Here is an 18,189-nt window from a genome sequence, read left to right as displayed (position 1 = left end):
ATTAACCTAGTTATGGTAAAATTCCTTATTCCATTAAACTGCCACGTTAGTGGAACAAGAAAAAAAGGATGCCGCAGCACCCCATCTTCAACTCTTGCACCCTTTAATTTATGTAAATTCTAATAAAAGCAATGATGCATTTGAAGCTAGTGAATACCAAGATGCCGAATGCTGAAGGCATGGTTCAGGCTTTTCTGGTCAAGCTCAGAACATCTAAATAGTGCTGGTTATACATAATACCTAGGATGTTCCCAAAGGGATCGATAACGGAAGCAGTGATGAACCCCTCACCTCGCTCTGTAGGTGCTTCGTACTCTTTTGCTCCCATAGATAGCAGCTTCTTGAAAGTAGATGTCACATCGTCGACGTGCCAGTACACGACAACACCAGCCGGACTAGTCACTGAACCATCTGGCGCGTAACGGCTATCAATCAATCCCAGCTCGTGCTGGTAATCACCGAGGCGAAACTCGGCATATCCTGGACGTTCGAAGTATGGATCAATACCCAATAGCTCGGCGTACCACTTTTTTGCCCCTGCTAGATCAGCTGCCCAAAAACTGACTGTGGAAAGTCCTCGTAATGTCACTATGTCGCTCATAATAATCGATTTCCTCCTTAATGTTGAGTAAGTAACTATACTCTTAAAATAGGGGTCGATTCCTAGTTGATGTTCATATACTTATTGTAAACGATTAACGTAATTAAAACGGTAATCGTTAGAAAAAATTTTTGTAATTATTCTGTGCGTAGAATACGTATATTGTTCCAGTCCTACCAAACTAGGCAACAGTTTTTATTCAACTATTCTGCTCGTTAGTTTAAGTACATTCTTTCACAATCAATATAGCTTAATGTAATAAACAATAAAGAGAGGTTTTATTACCCTTTTGTTTATATGAACTTTAATTACTCAATAAACCCCAATGGAATGCAAAAAGGAAAGCAACAATCGTGGCTTACCTTCATATTAGATTCTCAGTTTCTAGCGGTTAGTTTCAAAGAATTCTTCAAACTCAAGTCTAATTTCGGTACAATAGCGATTTACCATTAAAGATGAACACAAATTTACAATACTCCTGCCAAGATAGCAGAGGGTATCATAACCAGAATGACGATATCTAAGTGGTGCGAGGTATTGTTTCTTTGTCTCTTCGTCAGTTACAACATTCTGGAGTGCTGTATATCCATGTGATTCTAATGAATATCCTGAATACAAAAAAGGATGAGTGCCTTTAAATTTCGAAGCTAATTGTGTGAAACTAATTGCACTCCCATAAAGACTATACCACTTGGGAGGAAAATGTTTGTTTTGCTTTTCTAACTTTACTTTTTCTTTTAACCATACATTATGTATTGATTTCAACGGTTCTTCTGCTAAAGAGGATTCAAATTTTGTTATTTTTTTTTGCAACTCTTCAAATGAATATAAAGTCGAAAGTTCACCAGTTTTTATTGCTTTTTTTGCCCATGTTATCTGTTCGTGCATGTAAGAAACGTAGTATGAGTTTGCCCGATTTGCCAATAGATTTTCTTTTTCAAAAATGAATTGCATGCCAATAGAAGTTTCGTACAATGTTCTAATAGTTGAGGTGGCAGCACTATTTGAATCATGGTCTAGAAGAATAAATAAGCCATCTGCTTGCTCTAATACCTTTCTATACATCGAAATAATGATTACATCATGATGTTTTAAATTCTCTTTACTAGCGGACAATTCTAGAATTTGTTGTCCAGCTAATATCGCTTTACTCAATGTATTGAGGTTTGGATACTCAGTCCAATCCTCAATATTTGTGTTAAGTATTTCATCAAATAAACTCAATCAGAACCCTCCTGTTTTTCTTCCGCTACCCTTGCCCCTAGTCTAACAAGGAAAAGGCGATGCCTTATTGAAGCCTCGCACCCGTTAGTTGAACAAGTAAAAAGTAAATTTTATCGTTTTTGTGCCACTTATCTTCTCCCATAATTCTATCAATGATATGGTTATCCGACCAAACTGTTGCTATTTCTAATCCTTCACATTCCGATTTTGTTGCACTTCGAATTTCGCCTTTATGGTAAATGGAATATTCACCTGAAATACTATCAATGATACAAGAAGGAGGTGGATATGCTTCATCATCACTTTTAAAAGGGCGATTTTCTACAGCTGTCCAATCTCCTGATCTTAGTACATATTCATATACACCAACAATAAATTGGTACTCCTAATCCTTTGGAGTGTCTTCAATACTTTCTCCGATATCTTTATAAATTCCTATGCCAGCATCTTTAAATATTCTACCAAAAGCATATTTGCCATTCGGCAAAGGTATAGCATACACATCCCCAATTTTAATTCGTTTTCGTTTCTTTCCTGTCATTAAAATCACCACATTCTTAAAACTTATTAATTTTAGTTGAAGAAGAAAAAAGTAACAGTAATCTTTAGCATTTTTTATCTTATTATACTTATCGTGATCCCTATCGTCACAATTTTAAAAACTCAAAAAAACCGCTCCATTACTAGGTTTTCAGAATTTTTTATATCTGTCGCTCATAAGGTCGATTGCACGACACAAACCGCTTTATAAAGGGATTTCTAAGCATTTTTTCATACGGCTATCGAATATTAACAATATTGTAGGGGAATATGTGTTCTTTACCACTTTTATACAAAAAAAGACCGCTTTGATCGCAGTCCGGTAATTCTTACTTAAGCATTTAGTTAAAGAAAACAATTTGGTGCTTCTATAATTTAAATGATTTTAGCAACTTAAAACTTAATTAAATTTTCTTGTTTTTATAATCAGTTAAAGCTTCTGTCAATATAGTGCTAATTTTATGTCTGTTACTGTACACCCATTCCTCCAAATCAATGGGCAAGGTAGCTTCAAATTGAACTTCTCTATTCGGCATTTCTATTCTTCGAATCTCTTCAATCGTTATGTTATTGCCAAGAGAATATTCTTCTAAAGGAGTATCCCATTTTACTATTTTTAACTCTTGAAATTTTTCAGGATCATCTATCTTTACGCATAATTCTAAAATTGGTATTTCTGCATTCCCTACTTCAGTAACACCTTGAACTAACATTGTAAAGGTATGTTCTTCCCCATTATTGTATACCAAACTAACCTTAACTTCTTGATCGAACACATATTTAATGATGACTACCTCGGTGACAATTAAATCTAAATGAAAAAAACAATCGCCAATTTCATTATCATAAACATACCTTACATAATCAAATACATGTATTAGTTCTTCATTGATCCTAACATATTTAATGTCTTTCATAGGAACCCCTCCCTTGCCAAGTATAATATGAAAAAACATTAATTGGAATATACTTGAAATAAATAATTATTGATAAAAAAATAGATTCTAAAGGTTGCTTTCTTCTTTATTTAAGGGAGTAAGCTTTTTCTTTTGAAATTGTTAAATCCGTTTAATTAACTCAATCCTTCTTCAATCGTTATTTCCTCATTTAATTTAGATAGTACCTTTTTCAATGAATCTCTATAATTTGTAATTAACATTCATCCAAATTGTTTAATTTAGTATTTGTAATAGTTAAATTGTCTTTCAACTCGTTTTAAAAGAAAAGCAAGGAACTTCCCTGCACTTTAGGGAATTGGGCTGCAAGCCTATATAGTGTAAGCATGATGATAAAAGCAACCATCACAAATCACTAAAAAGAGCTGTGATTTGCTTGGTTATTCGTCACAATAAATTGTTCCGAATTATTAATTTCTTGATTATTAGATATAAAATTAGACTATTTTCAGATACCTATAGTATTTAGGTTTATATAATAGGTATCTGAAAATAGTCGTTTATTAACCGAATAATTCCATTAACTGATTTTCTACTTCATCCAGTAAATCTAATGGAAGTTCTTCAAGTACTGTATTCCTAACACTTGCTGTTATGTTTGGTGTATTTTTATCAATAAGTAAGTTTGCTAATTTTTTAATATTTTCTATGTATGTTTGATTTTGTCTAACTTTTGCCATTTTTCCATTAGTGAAACCTTTTTCATATCTAATTTGAGCATTCTTTATGATATTTTCAATAATCGTTGAATTAAGATTGTTTTTCACATCATCCCGAACAACCTGTTCAAGTAGTAGGTCAGCCAATTCATTTCGTTCTTGCTCAATGTAATTCTTATTAACGGTAATTTCATAGGCAGAAAAATGAAACTCGATGTCAGTGTTTTCGATTAACAACTGTTGAACTTTCCTTTGATACTGTTTCCACTTTTTAGATACTCTTACCTCTGATATTTGTTTGAATCCCATTTGTTCAAGGGTATCTTTTTCATATTTCATAATCTGAGTTATTTCCTCTTGTGTTGCTATTCTTGGCGAATACTTTCCTTTTTCATGAACCTTAGTTACTGTAGAGTACATGATTACACGTTTATCCTCTAAATTGTTCAAAGCAGATTCAATCATACTTCTAAAGTTACTGTTATTAGTATTGTAGAAGTCGTAAATCACTCTCTCGTCCATTTCAGCATATTTTGATAATTTTTTTAAGTGTTGACCACATTCACCGAAGTTACTATTTACAATACCAATACTAGCTAATAATTTGTTTCTACTGATTGATATGTACCCATCACTCTGAGCCAATAAATCAGCAATTAATAATTGAATTGTATTACCGTAAATACTTCTACGACTACCTTCACTTTTGCCTCTGTTTTCAATCTTAGGTAACGGATTTTCATAAACACTTTTGATAAGTATTTTATGTCCATCTTTCTGATAATCACAATAACGAGCCAATTCCTTATATTGTGCCTTCTTACTGTCTGTGCTGCTTTTAATATCCATTTCAAGATCTAAACACATTTCTTTGTAATTCTTAAACACTTGACCAGACTTCAATTTTTCTAATTTCATAACATTCTCCTTTACTGTTGTAATTTGACTCTTTCCAATTCCATTTTTTGATCCGCCTCCTCAATTCCACCCAATAAAATTGTCTTTTAATTGAAAATAATCACCCCTTTCAGTTCGTTTAAAACTTTTGTTTTATTGGAAACCAGAATCACCTCATTTATTGAGTTGTTGTTAATTCCTTGTTAAGAAACATACCATCGTATTCTTTAACCCCTTCCTATCGAATAAAATTAAGTTGTAAATATCAAAAATTGGGGGTACCAGTTAATATGGCTAACTTAAATGATAAATTTTCGCTTGATGACATGAGGGATTTAGACCAAAGACTTAATCATATCTTCGAACAAGTCACTCATTATCAAACTAGATCTAATGCAGGACTTACTGAACTTCAATTACTTAATACAATCGACCATTTATGTCGAGTATCGGGAATGCTATGTGACGTAATCGAACAACAGATTGAAGGACATTATATTGAATCATCTGATCCTTTAAGTTATATTGATAAAAATTTAGGTACTGTTGAAACTGGGGTAAAAAACTTCTTAAAGGTTAAAAAAATTGATATTGAATAACCACTAATGGAGGCACTTTAAGCCTCCTTTTTAACTGATAATTTTGGTTTCGTTCCAATTTTATTTTTTTGAAAAATTGGATTGATTTTTATTTAGAATGTGTATATAATATGTTTTGTAGAGTAATAGATATAAAGTTGTCAAAGGGCAAAAAAATAGTAAGAAAAAGCAGACGAAAACCAATAAAGGTTACGTCTTATTTGTGTTTATAGAATGGTTCACTCTTCATTATAGCAAGTTATTTCCAAATTGACAATGTTATTTTTAGATAATTTAGACTAGCAATTTTTGGTTCTTATTACACTTATTAACATTTTAAAAGGTTAATATAATAATTAAGACCCCTTTTAGTTTAATATACTTACACCCCTAAGGCTAAGACATTTTTGTCCTAGTCTCTTTTTAGTTAATCCAACTGACTGCTACGATTCATTCCAATCCCAAATCCTGCGAAAAAGAAAATAACACACAGTATAGATAAGAAAATAGTCATTATGATTCACCATCCTTTTTTGAGATGTAACTGGTTAACAATTTAATGTAAGCTGCAGTGTATTGTTTATAGAAATCAATGTTGCGTTCACTAGTATGTAGTTGGTTCGACGTCGAACCATTTGAAAACTTATAATATTCTGCGTACTGCTTTTCAAGTTTGTATGAGTCTAAGCGAACGATACTCATGATCTACTCACTTTCTATATTTGGGACTAGGATTAATAACACCTAGTCCATATTCCCCTATAATAAATTGATAATCTTAGTAAATTATTCTCTATTTTATATCTCGCGTTACGAATATAATTGGAATCACTAATTGACCCCCTATTGAATAGATTAGTACTTTTTTGACTTCCATATTGTTGGGAGTCTCTTTTTTGTATTAATTAACTGGTGCATCCTTTTTTTATACTCCATTAACCGTACTGTCTGTATGTGTATGCACTTGGCTGCTTTTTAGATAGGGGAACAGACCCTTTTTAGCTACTTTACTAGGGGATAATTTATTTTTCAACTATAGTCTTTTTTATATCATTCCCCTCCATCTCTTCCCAAAAAGATTGGATTTGAATCTTGTTCTCTAAAAAACATCTTCATTTAAAATCTGGCACAATCGATAATATTTAAACTTTCTTAGAAGGCTTATATGACCGTTTATGAAACTATTTAAAGTTAAATAGTTTTACCTTATTTCTTTTGAAACACTTCTCCGTGACAATCCTTGTTCGTCTAGGATGGTTTTAAACTGCTTAACTGTAATTGTTTATTTAGATCACCTCACTTTCAATTTAACTAGCACGTTATCAGACTGTTTTATTTTAGTTCTGAATGGTTTTACTACTTCCTAAGAGAAATACACCTTAAATCGGTTTACGTTATCCAGATTTAGGCTGTGATTGTCTGTGAATGATCAGACTATTTAGAAATCCTCTGAGTAAAGAAAAAGTGACTTGCACATAAAAAGGCACGTCTATTTGGTGTTTAGATGTTTTACATAGGAAACTTATCACAATCAACTTGAAATAGATCTAAAGTAATTCAACTAACTACCTGCATAATTTCATTTATTATCCAAAACTTTTATTTTTTGTTATATACTCTAAATAAAGACATGTATATTGTCGAGGAGGGTAATAATGGAGTTTGTAAATGAGCTTAAAAAACTATCTGATCAAGTTGCACAAAGGAAACAGTATATTTCTAATGAAGAAGCTACAAAACAGTCACTGATAATTCCCTTTTTAAATGTTCTTGGATATGATGTATTTAACCCTTATGAAGTTGAGCCAGAATACGGTGCTGATTTTGGTAGTAAAAAAGGGGAAAAAGTTGATTATGCTATTAAAAAAGATGGTATCCCTATAATATTTATTGAAGCAAAATCAATTCATGAAAAACTAGACAATCACAACGGACAACTATACAGATACTTTAACTCAAATCCGAATGTAAAATTTTCTATTTTAACAAATGGTGATTACTTTCATTTTTATACTGACCTAGATCAGGATAACATCATGGATAAGACTCCATTTTTCAGCTTTAGACTTTCAACAATATCAAATGTAGAGATAGAAACTCTTCAAAGATTTACTAAAGACAATTTTGAGAATGAAAGACTCGTAGAGTACGCTCAGGAACTTGTTTATATGACAAACATAAATATTACACTGAAGGAATTATTTAAAAATCCATCTGATGAATTTTTACGATTTCTAATTAAAGACTTTACAAACACAAGAATTACTAATAATGTTTTAGAGCGTTTTAGACCCATTATCAAAAAAGCAATAAACCAAACTATGTTAGGTATTATTTCGGATGGGTTATTCAAAGAAGAAAAAGAACCAGAAATATTTCAACAAGAAATTGCCACAAAAGAAGCAGCTGTTACTAAAGAAAATCTAGTATTGGAAGATACTGAAGATGAATTAGAAGAAGATAATGTTAATCCAAACATTATTACAACCGTGGAAGAATTACGATCATTTGATATTGTTCGTGAAATTCTTTTAAAGGCTGATCGTGATGTTAGTGATATAAGGTATAAGGATACAGTTCGATATTTTGGTATCTTAAATAAAGTCTCAACACGTTGGTTTATACGCATTAACTATGATGCTAAAATCCCACATTTTAATTTAAGAATAGACATTGAAACATGTAAGTCCATATTGCCTACTTGCAATCCAGATGTTCCAAGTAAAAAAGAAGGGCTTAGCAGAATCTATTTTGAAAAACCAGAGGATTTATATCATTATGAAGCATTAATTGTGGCTTCTTTTGATTCCGTTTTATAAACTTTATTAAAATAAGCAAACAATTTAGAATATTACTTAGAAAGTTAAAAGACGAGGCTTATAAAAAGCACCGTCTTTTTTCATTATTCACATCTATGCCACAATTCCACATGCTAGATGGAAGATAATCCCATCCACCTTTTGGATATTCCCATTTTATGATTTTGATGAGAGGCAGCCTATTCTGCAGTTTCCGCATTCTTCGATTAACTCATGCATCCTTTTTTTATAAGCAATTGACCGTTCTTGTCTGCATGTGTAGCTCTTCGCTGCTTTTTAGATGGATGAATTTCTTCCCTTTTCAGCTACCTTACGAATATAATAAGCGATACGATGAGTAATGGGTTTCATGGTTAATCCTCCTTATTTAATTGTAGTCCATATTCCCTGTTATTATTGGATAATTTTAGTAATAATTGCACTACTTAATACTTCGTATAGGGAATATAATTGAAATCACTTATTGACCCCCCTATTATATAAATTAGTACACTTTGGACTCCCTTAAGGAGTCTACTTTTTTGTATTAATTAACTGGTGTATGAGTTCTTGTAAGTCAATAAGCGTCCACTTCGATGTGTGTAGGCTCTAGGCTTCTTTTTGGATGGATGAATACCCTCTCACACGTCTGTATTTCGTCATCTGACGGACTTCCTTCGAGCCTAACTATTCCTTTCACAAAATGAAATAACTCTATCCAGTGCCTTTTGTGCGTTATCTGATTGCATGACAAATAAACATCCTTCCTAACATGGCTTGTCCTAGAAAACCCTTGGTATAAAGGCGATTTTTTAACCTGTTCATAGTATCCATTATATTTACATAAGCTTCACAGCCTTTGGTATTAATATTAGTATTATGCTTTGCTACATTTGGAATTGTAACAATTAATAAAACTGAGATTACCAGCATTACAATCATCATTTCAACAAGAGTAAAACCCTTTTCATTTTTCATCATTTTTAATTCCTCCATGTAATATATTTTTCCTAATAAGCTTCCGCTTTTCTATATTCCATCTAATAGCTGGAACATCGGTAATAATATTGCTAAATACATTGATACAACCAGAAACCCAATAAAAAGATAGAGCAAAGGCTGAATCATTTTTAAACTCTTTTCAATCCTTTCTTCCATAATCACCATACAGTGCTCACTGAAGAAGAGTAATTCTTGTTCCAATTTTCCATTCTCTTGACCATGTTTAATTATCATCGGGAATTCCTTTTCAAAGAATGGAAAGGAAGCCAGGATAGATTCTAGTTTTTCACCCGTAAACAGCTTCTGCTTAATCACCATTCCCAATTGGCTATAAAATGGCTGTCTGTGATTCTTCTCAAATAAGTTTAGTGCTTCAAATACGGAAATACCCCCTGCTAAAAGAAAGCTGAGTTGTACAGAAAAATAATGAGTAAACAACAATTTAAGGATTCTTCCAATAATCGGGATTCTCACTAGAAGTGATCTTTGCCGGAGAATGGAGACTTTTCGAAATACAAAAAAATAATAAATTGAACCAACTGCCAGGAGGAGCACTAAACCCGCAATAAAGCGAGGAAAATATTGATCAAAGGAATAAAGTACTTTCATAAAGAAATTCGCTTCAAGACTCATAGATTGGAAGAGGCTTGTAAATTTGGGCAGCAATAATTTTTGGACAAACACAAAAAGAAAACCTGTAATAAAGGTAAGTAAAGCTGGATACTGTAATAGTTTCAAAAGCTTTTTCCTATCATTCTCCTTAACTAAGGCTAAATTGCTTCCTTCTAGTAGTGCCTCCACGAAGCTGCCATGCTGTTCCGCAAAATAGACATAACCAGTTAAATCCTTGTGAAACCCGATATTATTTAAAACATCATGAAAGGAAATCCCATTTTTCAAATCAGTCAAACATTTGTACATTTCCTCCTTTCGATTTTTTGGTAAATGCAAGATTAGGGATTCGATTGCTTCTGCAATTGGGTAACCGCGTTCCAATAATTCTCCAATCCTTTTTAATAAATTTGCCTGCTCATTAATGGTCCAATTATGGCTCTTCATGGTTATACACCAAGCGATCATATTCAGACTCTTGGATGTACCCAAGAGCTATCCCTTTTTTTATTACTTCCTTTACTGTCGTGTAACGCGAAATAATATCTTCTCCCTTTGCCTCTTTCATAGTTGCATTAAGGTTTCTCCCTGAAAGCAGTTCAAAAACACTCGCCCTTTTCCATCTTCCATATGAATAACAGAAGGGTGAACACTCCCCTTGGCAAAACGGACATGTTAGCTCTACTAAGCGCTGAGCTGTTACCGCAATTAGAGTTTGTTCTACCTCTAACCAATTAACACCAAACTCATGGAGACGATATACTGCTCCCTTTGCATCCCTTGTATGCATCGTGCTGAGAACTAAATGTCCAGTTAAAGCAGCACGTACTGATATTTTTGCGGTTTCGGCGTCACGAATTTCCCCAACCATTATAATGTCGGGATCATGACGTAGGATTGCCTTTAAACCAGCTGCGTATGTCACACCCGCTTTTTCATTTACTTGTATTTGTAAAACAGAATCATAGTTTTTTTCGATGGGATCTTCAAGTGTAATCACGTTGCGATGAAAAAGATGCGCGGTTTCATTTAAAAGGGAGTAAAGAGTTGTGGTTTTGCCTGAGCCGGTTAGTTTAGTTTTTAGGGATAATTTTAACATTAAGAGCCATCCAAATATTTTGAGTAATCCTCTTTATAAAATAACTAATTTTCTTAAAAAGTTTTCTAATAAACATAAAAACCACTATTTAAATGTTCATAAAATTGCTATAAAATATCTAGGTATTAACAAAAATTTACTAAGGGGGAAATTAGTGGAATATAAACTTGAGTTCTTTAAAGAGCAATACGATAAACAGATAGAGGTAAAAGAAGCGTTAGGTAATCGGTTTGCACTTATAACTACCATTGTTCCTTTGCTGTTTGGGGGTATCTTTTTTTGCATTAGTAATATAAACGATTTAGAAAATCATCCCTTATCTTTCTGGTTTCTAATTGGTTTAGGTGCAATATCTCTAATTTTAGACATAATTATCGTGGTTCTTCTGGTGGGTTATTTTAAAGGTGAAAATTATTTGTATTTACAACAACCTAGGGTTTGGTATGATATCTACGAACAGTGTAAAACGTATACAAATAACCAGCCAAACCCAGATGTAGAAGAAGATTTTAAGAATTATCTTACTGAAGAGTATGCTAAATTTTCGGAGTATAATTGGCATGTAAATAATGTCAGGAGAAATAGGTTGAACTTAACTCATAAGTTTATTATAGCTTCAATTTTTTCTACATTAATTGCATGTACTTGCTATTTTCCAAGCTTTTTTTATGATGATGCCAATACACAGAAAGTTGAAATAACAAAACATCCAACAATAAAAATTCAAGAGGTGCAAAATGTCAACAAATCAGGGAAGCAATCCACAACAACCAAATCCGAGTCCAGGAACGGATCCACAAAAGCGAACAATAATAGTACCACCCACCAAACCAATTAAGGATTTTGTCCTAACAAAAGAAAAAGCAGATGAAATCCTAAAGAAGTATGGAAAATAAAAAGTTTAAGATGCAATCGATTGTATTGTCTCTTTCTTTTTCAAAAGTTTTTGTGGTATCTCTCTTTTCACAATATGTATAGAATAAACCCTATCTTAATCGAACCCCTCAATGAAGGGTCTTTTTAGTAGACTGTTTTCGTAAAGATTGTTGTTAAAATCCTAAAGCCGATTTTAACGTGGAACAAACTATTTTGTTCTTGAAATTAAGTTTGCAAGCTCTTTTCTTACAATTGAATGCTATTTTGCAACAAATAATAGCTCATTCAAGCTCTTTTAATCTCCAAAAGCAACAAAGGTTAAGAAAAGAGCCTTTTAGTATAAATAGATAATCTGATTGTTTAAAGAGGTGTTATCATGGTCTTAAATAAGTTTGAAAGAATGGAAAAAATAGACTCATATGAGCCTTGTCCTTGTGGGTCAGAAAAGAATTTTAAGTTTTGCTGTTATCAAAAAGCAAGAAATGGAAAAGGTAAAACAACTATTAATCTGGAAGAATATACAGATAGTAGACTCCACCATGAAATAACGAAAGTGTGGGATGACACAGATTTTAAGGTCTGTCTAGGTTTTAACCCTGAGGAATGCAAACCATTAATTAAGAGTGCACATGCAATACAAAATAATAGAATTTTAAATAGGATTAGTGAGGATGGTCACGTATACACTATATCATCAACAGTTTCAAAAAAAGGCATTGACCCTGTTTTTAAAAAGGTAAGCAAAAATAAAGCAAGTACATTTTTCGGATTTTGTGATTATCATGATACAGAACTGTTTAAACAGATTGAGCTTGAAGATTATGTAGGAAGTCCCTTACAAAACTTTTTGTTTGCATTTAGAGGTTTCTGCCTCGAATATCACAGGAAAATCAGGAAAATGAATACAATTAGAAATCATATTAAGAAAAATCCTGCATTACTTCTAGAGCCTTTCGGTATTCATAATTACCGTGTGGCTCAATTTGATATCGAGGATTCAATAATAGAGTACGAAATCTTTAAAGAGGATTATTCAAACGGTAAATTTGATAATCTGGTCACTATTCACAGAAACTTAAACTTCGAGGTTGATTTTGCAATCAGCTCTGCATTTGCTGTTAAAGATGATTTGTTGGGAAATGAAATTAATAATATTTTTAGTATCGAGTCAGAAATAGTACCAAATATTTATATAAATATTTTTCCTATAGAAGACGGAACTACAATCATCCTTTCGTATAACAAAAGATATGACAATGTGTATAATCAATTGTTCGAACAAATAAAAGTACTAGATGATGACCACTTAATTAAATATTTGAATTTCCTTGTCATTAATTACACTGAAAACGTGTTCTTAAGTCCTCGACTTATAGACAGTATGGATAAAAAGCAAAAAGATTCCTTACTACAAAGTTTTCAAACTTCAATGCTTCCGGAAAAAACGTTAGAACTGATAATTGAAGACCAATACTTTAAGTTTAATCTTTTTCAAAAAACAAATAAGGTTATAAATTAAAGGGGAGAATAACCTCCCCTCTTTATAGTTTTCTCCTATAAGAGTTATACCTATGAATTTTATCGTACCCAGAAAACCACCTTAAATCCATTTAGGGTATTTTTTTTGACCTTGTCTCGAGGCGTGGTGTGCAAAATGGACTTCCAATTGCCAGAATTGTGTGGGGGGGATATACAATTCAAATGTAAAGAAAAATTTTCAAAAAAACTTAAAAATGATCATTATTTATGTTGCTACCCGTACCGGTCAAAAGATGGGCATGTAGTATGGATTTAATGTCGGTGCCCCCCCCCCCTGTTTGTTTAATACAGTGAGGCTAGTGCCTAAGGTCGAGAGATATATCAGTGATGAATAGGCTCATCGACATGGTACACCCTACCATACCCTACCCATACACCACACCACCACCATGTTGAATCATTACTTAAAGGCGAACCTGTGTAAACACTAATATTTATTTATATTAGTAAAGCGAAGCTTACTGAACTAACGTGGCAGTATAGTTGAATAAGAATATATGGAATTTTATACAAAAAAAATACTGGATTACTATGCCATTTTATGTACAACCTAAAATAAGAAAATTTTTAGAGAGGTGTCGTTTATGCCAGAAAAGCCTGCAATTACGTCATCAGAGTTGGGTACGTTATGGCTTACATATCAAGAGAAAACAATGATTTTACGTATGTTAGAATATTTTATTGAGAAAGCCGATGACGAAAAAGCCAAGAGCATAATGTCTAATTTATATGAAGAACTTGACCCTTATGTTAGTAAAATAATAGGAATTTTTCAAAATGAAGGTGCTGTAATTCCAGTTGGGTTTACGTCCCAAGATGTTAATATAAATGTGCCGAATTTATATGATAACGGGTTTGACATAATGTTCGTCCGCCTACTGAAAGAAATTAGTATGGGATTGCATTCACTTAATATAACTATGACCTATCGAGAAGATATTGAGGTGCTTTTTAAAGAACTTACTTCAATTACTCAAAAGTATTACATTCTTTGCACCCAATATTTGCTTGAAAAGGGGATGCTTCCTCGACCACCTTATGTTTCAATGCCAAGTTCTGTTGAGTTTGTTAAAGCGACAAATTATTTAAGTGGACTCGCCATTAATCCATTTAGTGAAAAACGGTCATTAAATACGGTAGAGGTTGCACATCTTCATCATTCAATTGAAGCAAATATCACTGGGTTGCAGATGATTACAGGTTTTGCTCAATGTGCAAATGAAGGAGAAGTAAAAAACTTCTTTAATGAAGGAGCAGAACTAGCTAAAAGTATTATAAAGGAATTAAGTGAAACCTTGCTACAAAGTGGTATACAAACCCCTGCACCATCGGGAGGTAACGCAACACGTTCAACTGTGGCTCCATTTTCTGACAAATTGATGATGTATTGCACAAGTCTTTTTTGTAGTTTTTCTATGGGTAGTAACTCATTAGGAACTGCTTTTAGCTTACGCAATGATTTACCAGCAAAAATGACTATTTTTATGAAAGATGTCTTTGAATATGCCCATAAAGGCGGGAAAATAATGATTAAAAATGGTTGGATGGAAGAACCACCTCAGATGGAAGAACGGGAGCAACTAATGAAAAAATAAAAGTCCTCAGACACTTGTGAAATCTATTTTTTCACAAGTGTTTTTTAATCTAAGGAACTGAAGCTTCCTTCAAAGAACAATTGAAATCAATTGTGATGGAACATCACACATGTTTGATTAGTTAAGCATGTGAAGGAATGTACTTAAAGTAACGGGTGCTTTAGTTAAACAAGATCAGTGCTGTCATAATGGCAGCTCTTTCTTGTTGAACTAACGTGGCAGGCTAATTCAAGAATATTGCATATTTATTATTATAGAAAAGGAGATGGTATTACATGTCAATCCTCCATTTAATGGTCGGTCTCCCCTGTAGTGGTAAGACTACCCTTGCTCGCAAACTTGAAAAAAAATATTCCGCACTTCGACTTACTCCCGATGAATGGCATACGCGATTAGGTCATGATTTCGGGTATAACATGACGGAATCGGACGAAGCAATACACAATGCTAGACATGAAGCAGTGGAATCTCTGATGTGGGATGTTGCAGCTAGAATTATAGTTCTTGGTGTTGATGTTATTCTAGATTTTGGATTCTGGAGTAGAAGTGAACGGGATGAGTTTCGTTCTCGTGCCAAGGAACTAGGAGCTGACTTTAAAATCCATTTTAATGATATATCAGAAGAGGAGCTATTTGAACGTTTAAGGACTAGAAATGCTCAGAAACCAGAAGCGACTTTTGTTATTCCCGAAGCTAAACTTAAAGAGTGGATACAAATCTTCGAGCGACCTTCACCAGAGGAGCTTGAGTAATACAATACTTGAACTAACGGGTGCTTTAACTCTATAAGTAATAAAATTAAAGAGCCTAAAATACGCAGGTTTTTATACACTACTTGCATATTTTAGCTCTTTTTACGTTCATGAAAGATACTGCGGTTTATAGCATTTTTTAATTGCCAAATACACCCTTATCTTTACTTCTTCCAAATCTTTTAATGGGTGATTTTATTCACAATATTGTTGAAAGGTGTATTACTTCTTTTGACGAATTAGTTGTTATTAGAAGGGAGATATCATATGAAAATATTAACTGTTCAAACTGCAAAAGAAGAAATTAGACGATTGCAACACTTTGTTAATCTCGTGGAATCTTACGAAGCTAACAGTCTAGAAAAATGGATCGTGAAGGAATATTCATACACTAGTAGTATCAGGGAAGTTGTAAGTCGCGGAAACCAAAGAGGATATGAATCAAATGGTGTTGAATTAGACCATGAGTTTGTGAAAAATATTATTGCTGGTGCACCTAAGGATGAGCTACATCGACTAGTTCGGGCTAACTACATTCTGAAAATCAAGCCAAGCAAAAAGAAATAAAAAAAGAACCCCTTTATGATAGCTGAAAAGGCTCAATCAAAAGGGGTTCACTATTTTAGGAATGTAGAATCTCTCATATAGAAAGTAAAGCATACGCTCCACTCCTATTAAGCAATATATACCTGTGTGTCAGCTTCTCGATCATCGTATAGTATCTCATCATCTAGATCCTTTACAAAGTCATAATAATCATAACTATCAATGTATCTAAATAGAAATCTATCCACCCGAACCCCTCCATCCTACCCCAGTTATTTGGTCAGTTAAAAGCGATCATAAAAAAATAGAGGATCCTGAGGATCCCCTTGAACATTTATTACTTACCCTTGTAGCAAACAATTTTTTGAGGTTCAGCAAGAGCAGAATCCATTTCAAGAAACGCTGAGATTCCTGTTTGATATTGATCAGCATAACGCTCTAAGAGAACTTTGACCTCTACATTGTTTGTCATCTTGACATGTAATCCTGAAAGGTCACCGTAATAGATTTCAAGAGAGTTAACACCCATAACAGGCATACGATCACTTAATAGTACCGGCTTACCAAGCAACATGTAATCCATTCCTGCAGACAAACCACTCTCAGTGAATAACAACTCACCAGAACCGGTTGCTAGACCACGGATATATGCGAAAGTTGTAGGGTGCATTAACCACGCACAATTCCTTTGGTATGTTTGAGGCACTTTTAATTGTAAGTCGATTAACTCTCTAGCGGTGATGACCATTGTGGTTGCTCCAAGAGTTTGCTGACCGGCAACGATCTGAGCAAGTCCATTCAGTTTACCCACACCACCAATACCGGCAATCAATTCACCCTCAACAAACCATTGAATAGCCTTTGCAAGTTCGTTGATCAGGAACGGCACCACGTTGATGTCCGAACGATTAATGAATGAGTTTGAAACCTTTGTAAGAGTTCCGATAATCACGTTCTTTAATGCAACCGTTGAAAAATTAGCATTGTTATCTGAGATTGTTGAACCCTCTGTAAAGTATCCAACAACGTGCTGAGTGAAGTCATAAACAGGTATATTAAGATCCCCTTTGACATCCCAGATAGTTGCACGTTTTAAAATATCACTAGTGTTCTTGACCTGATCAACGATTAAACTAGCGATAGAAACAGGAATTACGCCCCCGTTGGATCCTGCAGTGATTCCGCCCGTTGCACGTGCCTCTTTAACCCATGTTAAAAAAGCTTTTTCATCAGCCGCACGTTGTTCTAAATCCCGTTGCTCTATATTATCAGGATTGCTAATTACTTTCATATTCTCATAACCCCCACGGTTTTCTAATTGTATTTCTCGATCAATCTCAGCGATACGACCTTTTACCTTATCAAAGCGGTTTGTCTCAGCGACCCGAAACGAGCGTTTTTCTTTCTTTGCAAGTTCCAAGATGTTTTCCATCTCTTCGACTAAATCATTGCGTTCCTCAACTAATGCCTTTGACATTGAATCAATCCCCTCTCCTTTATGTGTTAGTCAATCCGACAGTTTGCTTTATGGTTTTTAACCATAAAATAGAAGCCTCCACATGAAGGCTTAAAAGACAAGAACCACCCGACAGGCTCTTAATTCAACAGACCTGAGAATCTGTCAGATATGCTCAATTAGGAGCCTCCGATATATCCCCTCGGAGGAACGGGTTCGAAAAAGAAACAACCTTGACGAAACGGAAGGTCTCGCAAAGCTAAACAGAAACTCATGTCATTGGTTGTCAGGTATGAGAGAACCGGACTCGTTTTGACAGAGAATCAAAGCATAAACCCAAACATCAAACAACTACCAAGTAAGTGAAGAAGGCTTGGTGCACCCGACTTTTTCCGAAATCGATGTTTGATGTTGTCACGACTCTGCAATCGTGAACCTCAATCTAATTTTGGAAGGTAA

Annotated in this window: 15 protein-coding genes and 2 pseudogenes; 7 read left to right on the top strand and 10 right to left on the bottom strand. The window is 33.8% G+C overall.

Annotated elements, in window-relative coordinates:
* Positions 1 to 184 precede the first annotated feature (184 nt).
* The 5 genes from QFZ31_RS28900 to QFZ31_RS28880 form a co-directional block, all read right to left on the bottom strand.
* Positions 185 to 601 carry a VOC family protein gene (locus QFZ31_RS28900; protein ID WP_307309852.1) on the bottom strand — a complete coding sequence of 139 codons (417 nt, stop codon included), beginning with the start codon at positions 599 to 601 and terminating at the stop codon, positions 185 to 187.
* Between the two features lie 384 nt (positions 602 to 985).
* Positions 986 to 1,825, bottom strand: coding sequence for a DUF5677 domain-containing protein (locus QFZ31_RS28895; RefSeq protein WP_307309849.1), 840 nt, complete (start codon positions 1,823 to 1,825; stop codon positions 986 to 988).
* A gap of 385 nt (positions 1,826 to 2,210) precedes the next feature.
* Positions 2,211 to 2,366 carry an Imm26 family immunity protein gene (locus QFZ31_RS28890; RefSeq protein ID WP_307309846.1) on the bottom strand — a complete coding sequence of 52 codons (156 nt, stop codon included), beginning with the start codon at positions 2,364 to 2,366 and terminating at the stop codon, positions 2,211 to 2,213.
* A gap of 403 nt (positions 2,367 to 2,769) precedes the next feature.
* Complete coding sequence (locus QFZ31_RS28885) at positions 2,770 to 3,282, bottom strand: hypothetical protein (RefSeq protein ID WP_307309844.1); 513 nt, start codon at positions 3,280 to 3,282, stop codon at positions 2,770 to 2,772.
* Between the two features lie 542 nt (positions 3,283 to 3,824).
* The gene (locus tag QFZ31_RS28880) at positions 3,825 to 4,898 is read right to left on the bottom strand and encodes a hypothetical protein (RefSeq protein ID WP_307309841.1); all 1,074 of its coding nucleotides are present in this window, start codon (positions 4,896 to 4,898) and stop codon (positions 3,825 to 3,827) included.
* A gap of 269 nt (positions 4,899 to 5,167) precedes the next feature.
* On the opposite strand from QFZ31_RS28880, the gene QFZ31_RS28875 reads away from it, so the two are divergent.
* A complete protein-coding gene (locus tag QFZ31_RS28875) occupies positions 5,168 to 5,476 on the top strand; it encodes a hypothetical protein (protein ID WP_307309837.1) in 309 nt (102 codons plus the stop codon).
* A gap of 492 nt (positions 5,477 to 5,968) precedes the next feature.
* On the opposite strand, the gene QFZ31_RS28870 is transcribed toward QFZ31_RS28875, so the two are convergent.
* Positions 5,969 to 6,157 carry a hypothetical protein gene (locus tag QFZ31_RS28870; RefSeq protein WP_307309835.1) on the bottom strand — a complete coding sequence of 63 codons (189 nt, stop codon included), beginning with the start codon at positions 6,155 to 6,157 and terminating at the stop codon, positions 5,969 to 5,971.
* Between the two features lie 953 nt (positions 6,158 to 7,110).
* Here QFZ31_RS28870 and QFZ31_RS28865 point away from each other — a divergent pair.
* Positions 7,111 to 8,274, top strand: a complete 1,164-nt coding sequence (locus QFZ31_RS28865; RefSeq protein WP_307309833.1) for a type I restriction endonuclease — start codon at positions 7,111 to 7,113, stop codon at positions 8,272 to 8,274.
* A gap of 810 nt (positions 8,275 to 9,084) precedes the next feature.
* Here the strand turns inward: QFZ31_RS28865 and QFZ31_RS28860 are convergent.
* The 3 genes and pseudogenes from QFZ31_RS28860 to QFZ31_RS28850 form a co-directional block, all read right to left on the bottom strand.
* Positions 9,085 to 9,231, bottom strand: a pseudogene (locus tag QFZ31_RS28860) (prepilin-type N-terminal cleavage/methylation domain-containing protein); the annotation flags it as partial.
* 51 nt (positions 9,232 to 9,282) lie between these two features.
* Positions 9,283 to 10,314, bottom strand: coding sequence for a competence type IV pilus assembly protein ComGB (gene comGB, locus QFZ31_RS28855; RefSeq protein ID WP_307309832.1), 1,032 nt, complete (start codon positions 10,312 to 10,314; stop codon positions 9,283 to 9,285).
* Positions 10,301 to 10,945 (bottom strand): annotated as a pseudogene (locus tag QFZ31_RS28850) (ATPase, T2SS/T4P/T4SS family); the annotation flags it as partial. The gene comGB and the pseudogene QFZ31_RS28850, both read right to left, overlap by 14 nt.
* A 175-nt stretch (positions 10,946 to 11,120) precedes the next feature.
* Here QFZ31_RS28850 and QFZ31_RS28845 point away from each other — a divergent pair.
* From QFZ31_RS28845 to QFZ31_RS28825, 5 genes are all read left to right on the top strand, one after another.
* Positions 11,121 to 11,804 carry a DUF308 domain-containing protein gene (locus QFZ31_RS28845; protein WP_307309829.1) on the top strand — a complete coding sequence of 228 codons (684 nt, stop codon included), beginning with the start codon at positions 11,121 to 11,123 and terminating at the stop codon, positions 11,802 to 11,804.
* Positions 11,805 to 12,218: 414 nt separating this feature from the next.
* Positions 12,219 to 13,361, top strand: a complete 1,143-nt coding sequence (locus tag QFZ31_RS28840; RefSeq protein WP_307309826.1) for an SEC-C domain-containing protein — start codon at positions 12,219 to 12,221, stop codon at positions 13,359 to 13,361.
* Positions 13,362 to 13,965: 604 nt separating this feature from the next.
* The gene (locus tag QFZ31_RS28835) at positions 13,966 to 14,976 is read left to right on the top strand and encodes a DUF3231 family protein (RefSeq protein WP_307309823.1); all 1,011 of its coding nucleotides are present in this window, start codon (positions 13,966 to 13,968) and stop codon (positions 14,974 to 14,976) included.
* Between the two features lie 275 nt (positions 14,977 to 15,251).
* Positions 15,252 to 15,728: an AAA family ATPase gene (locus QFZ31_RS28830; protein ID WP_307300979.1), complete on the top strand. Its 477-nt coding sequence runs from the start codon at positions 15,252 to 15,254 to the stop codon at positions 15,726 to 15,728.
* Positions 15,729 to 15,995: 267 nt separating this feature from the next.
* Entirely contained in the window at positions 15,996 to 16,295 is a 300-nt protein-coding gene (locus QFZ31_RS28825) for a hypothetical protein (protein ID WP_307309820.1), read from the top strand.
* A gap of 316 nt (positions 16,296 to 16,611) precedes the next feature.
* On the opposite strand, the gene QFZ31_RS28820 is transcribed toward QFZ31_RS28825, so the two are convergent.
* A complete protein-coding gene (locus QFZ31_RS28820) occupies positions 16,612 to 17,751 on the bottom strand; it encodes a phage major capsid protein (RefSeq protein ID WP_307309818.1) in 1,140 nt (379 codons plus the stop codon).
* Positions 17,752 to 18,189: the final 438 nt, after the last annotated feature.

The sequence above is a fragment of the Neobacillus niacini genome, from assembly GCF_030817595.1.
Taxonomy (GTDB): Bacteria; Bacillota; Bacilli; order Bacillales; family Cytobacillaceae; genus Neobacillus; species Neobacillus niacini_G.
Note: the sequence above shows the minus strand (reverse complement) of the source record. Positions and strands in the feature narration are given on the sequence as shown.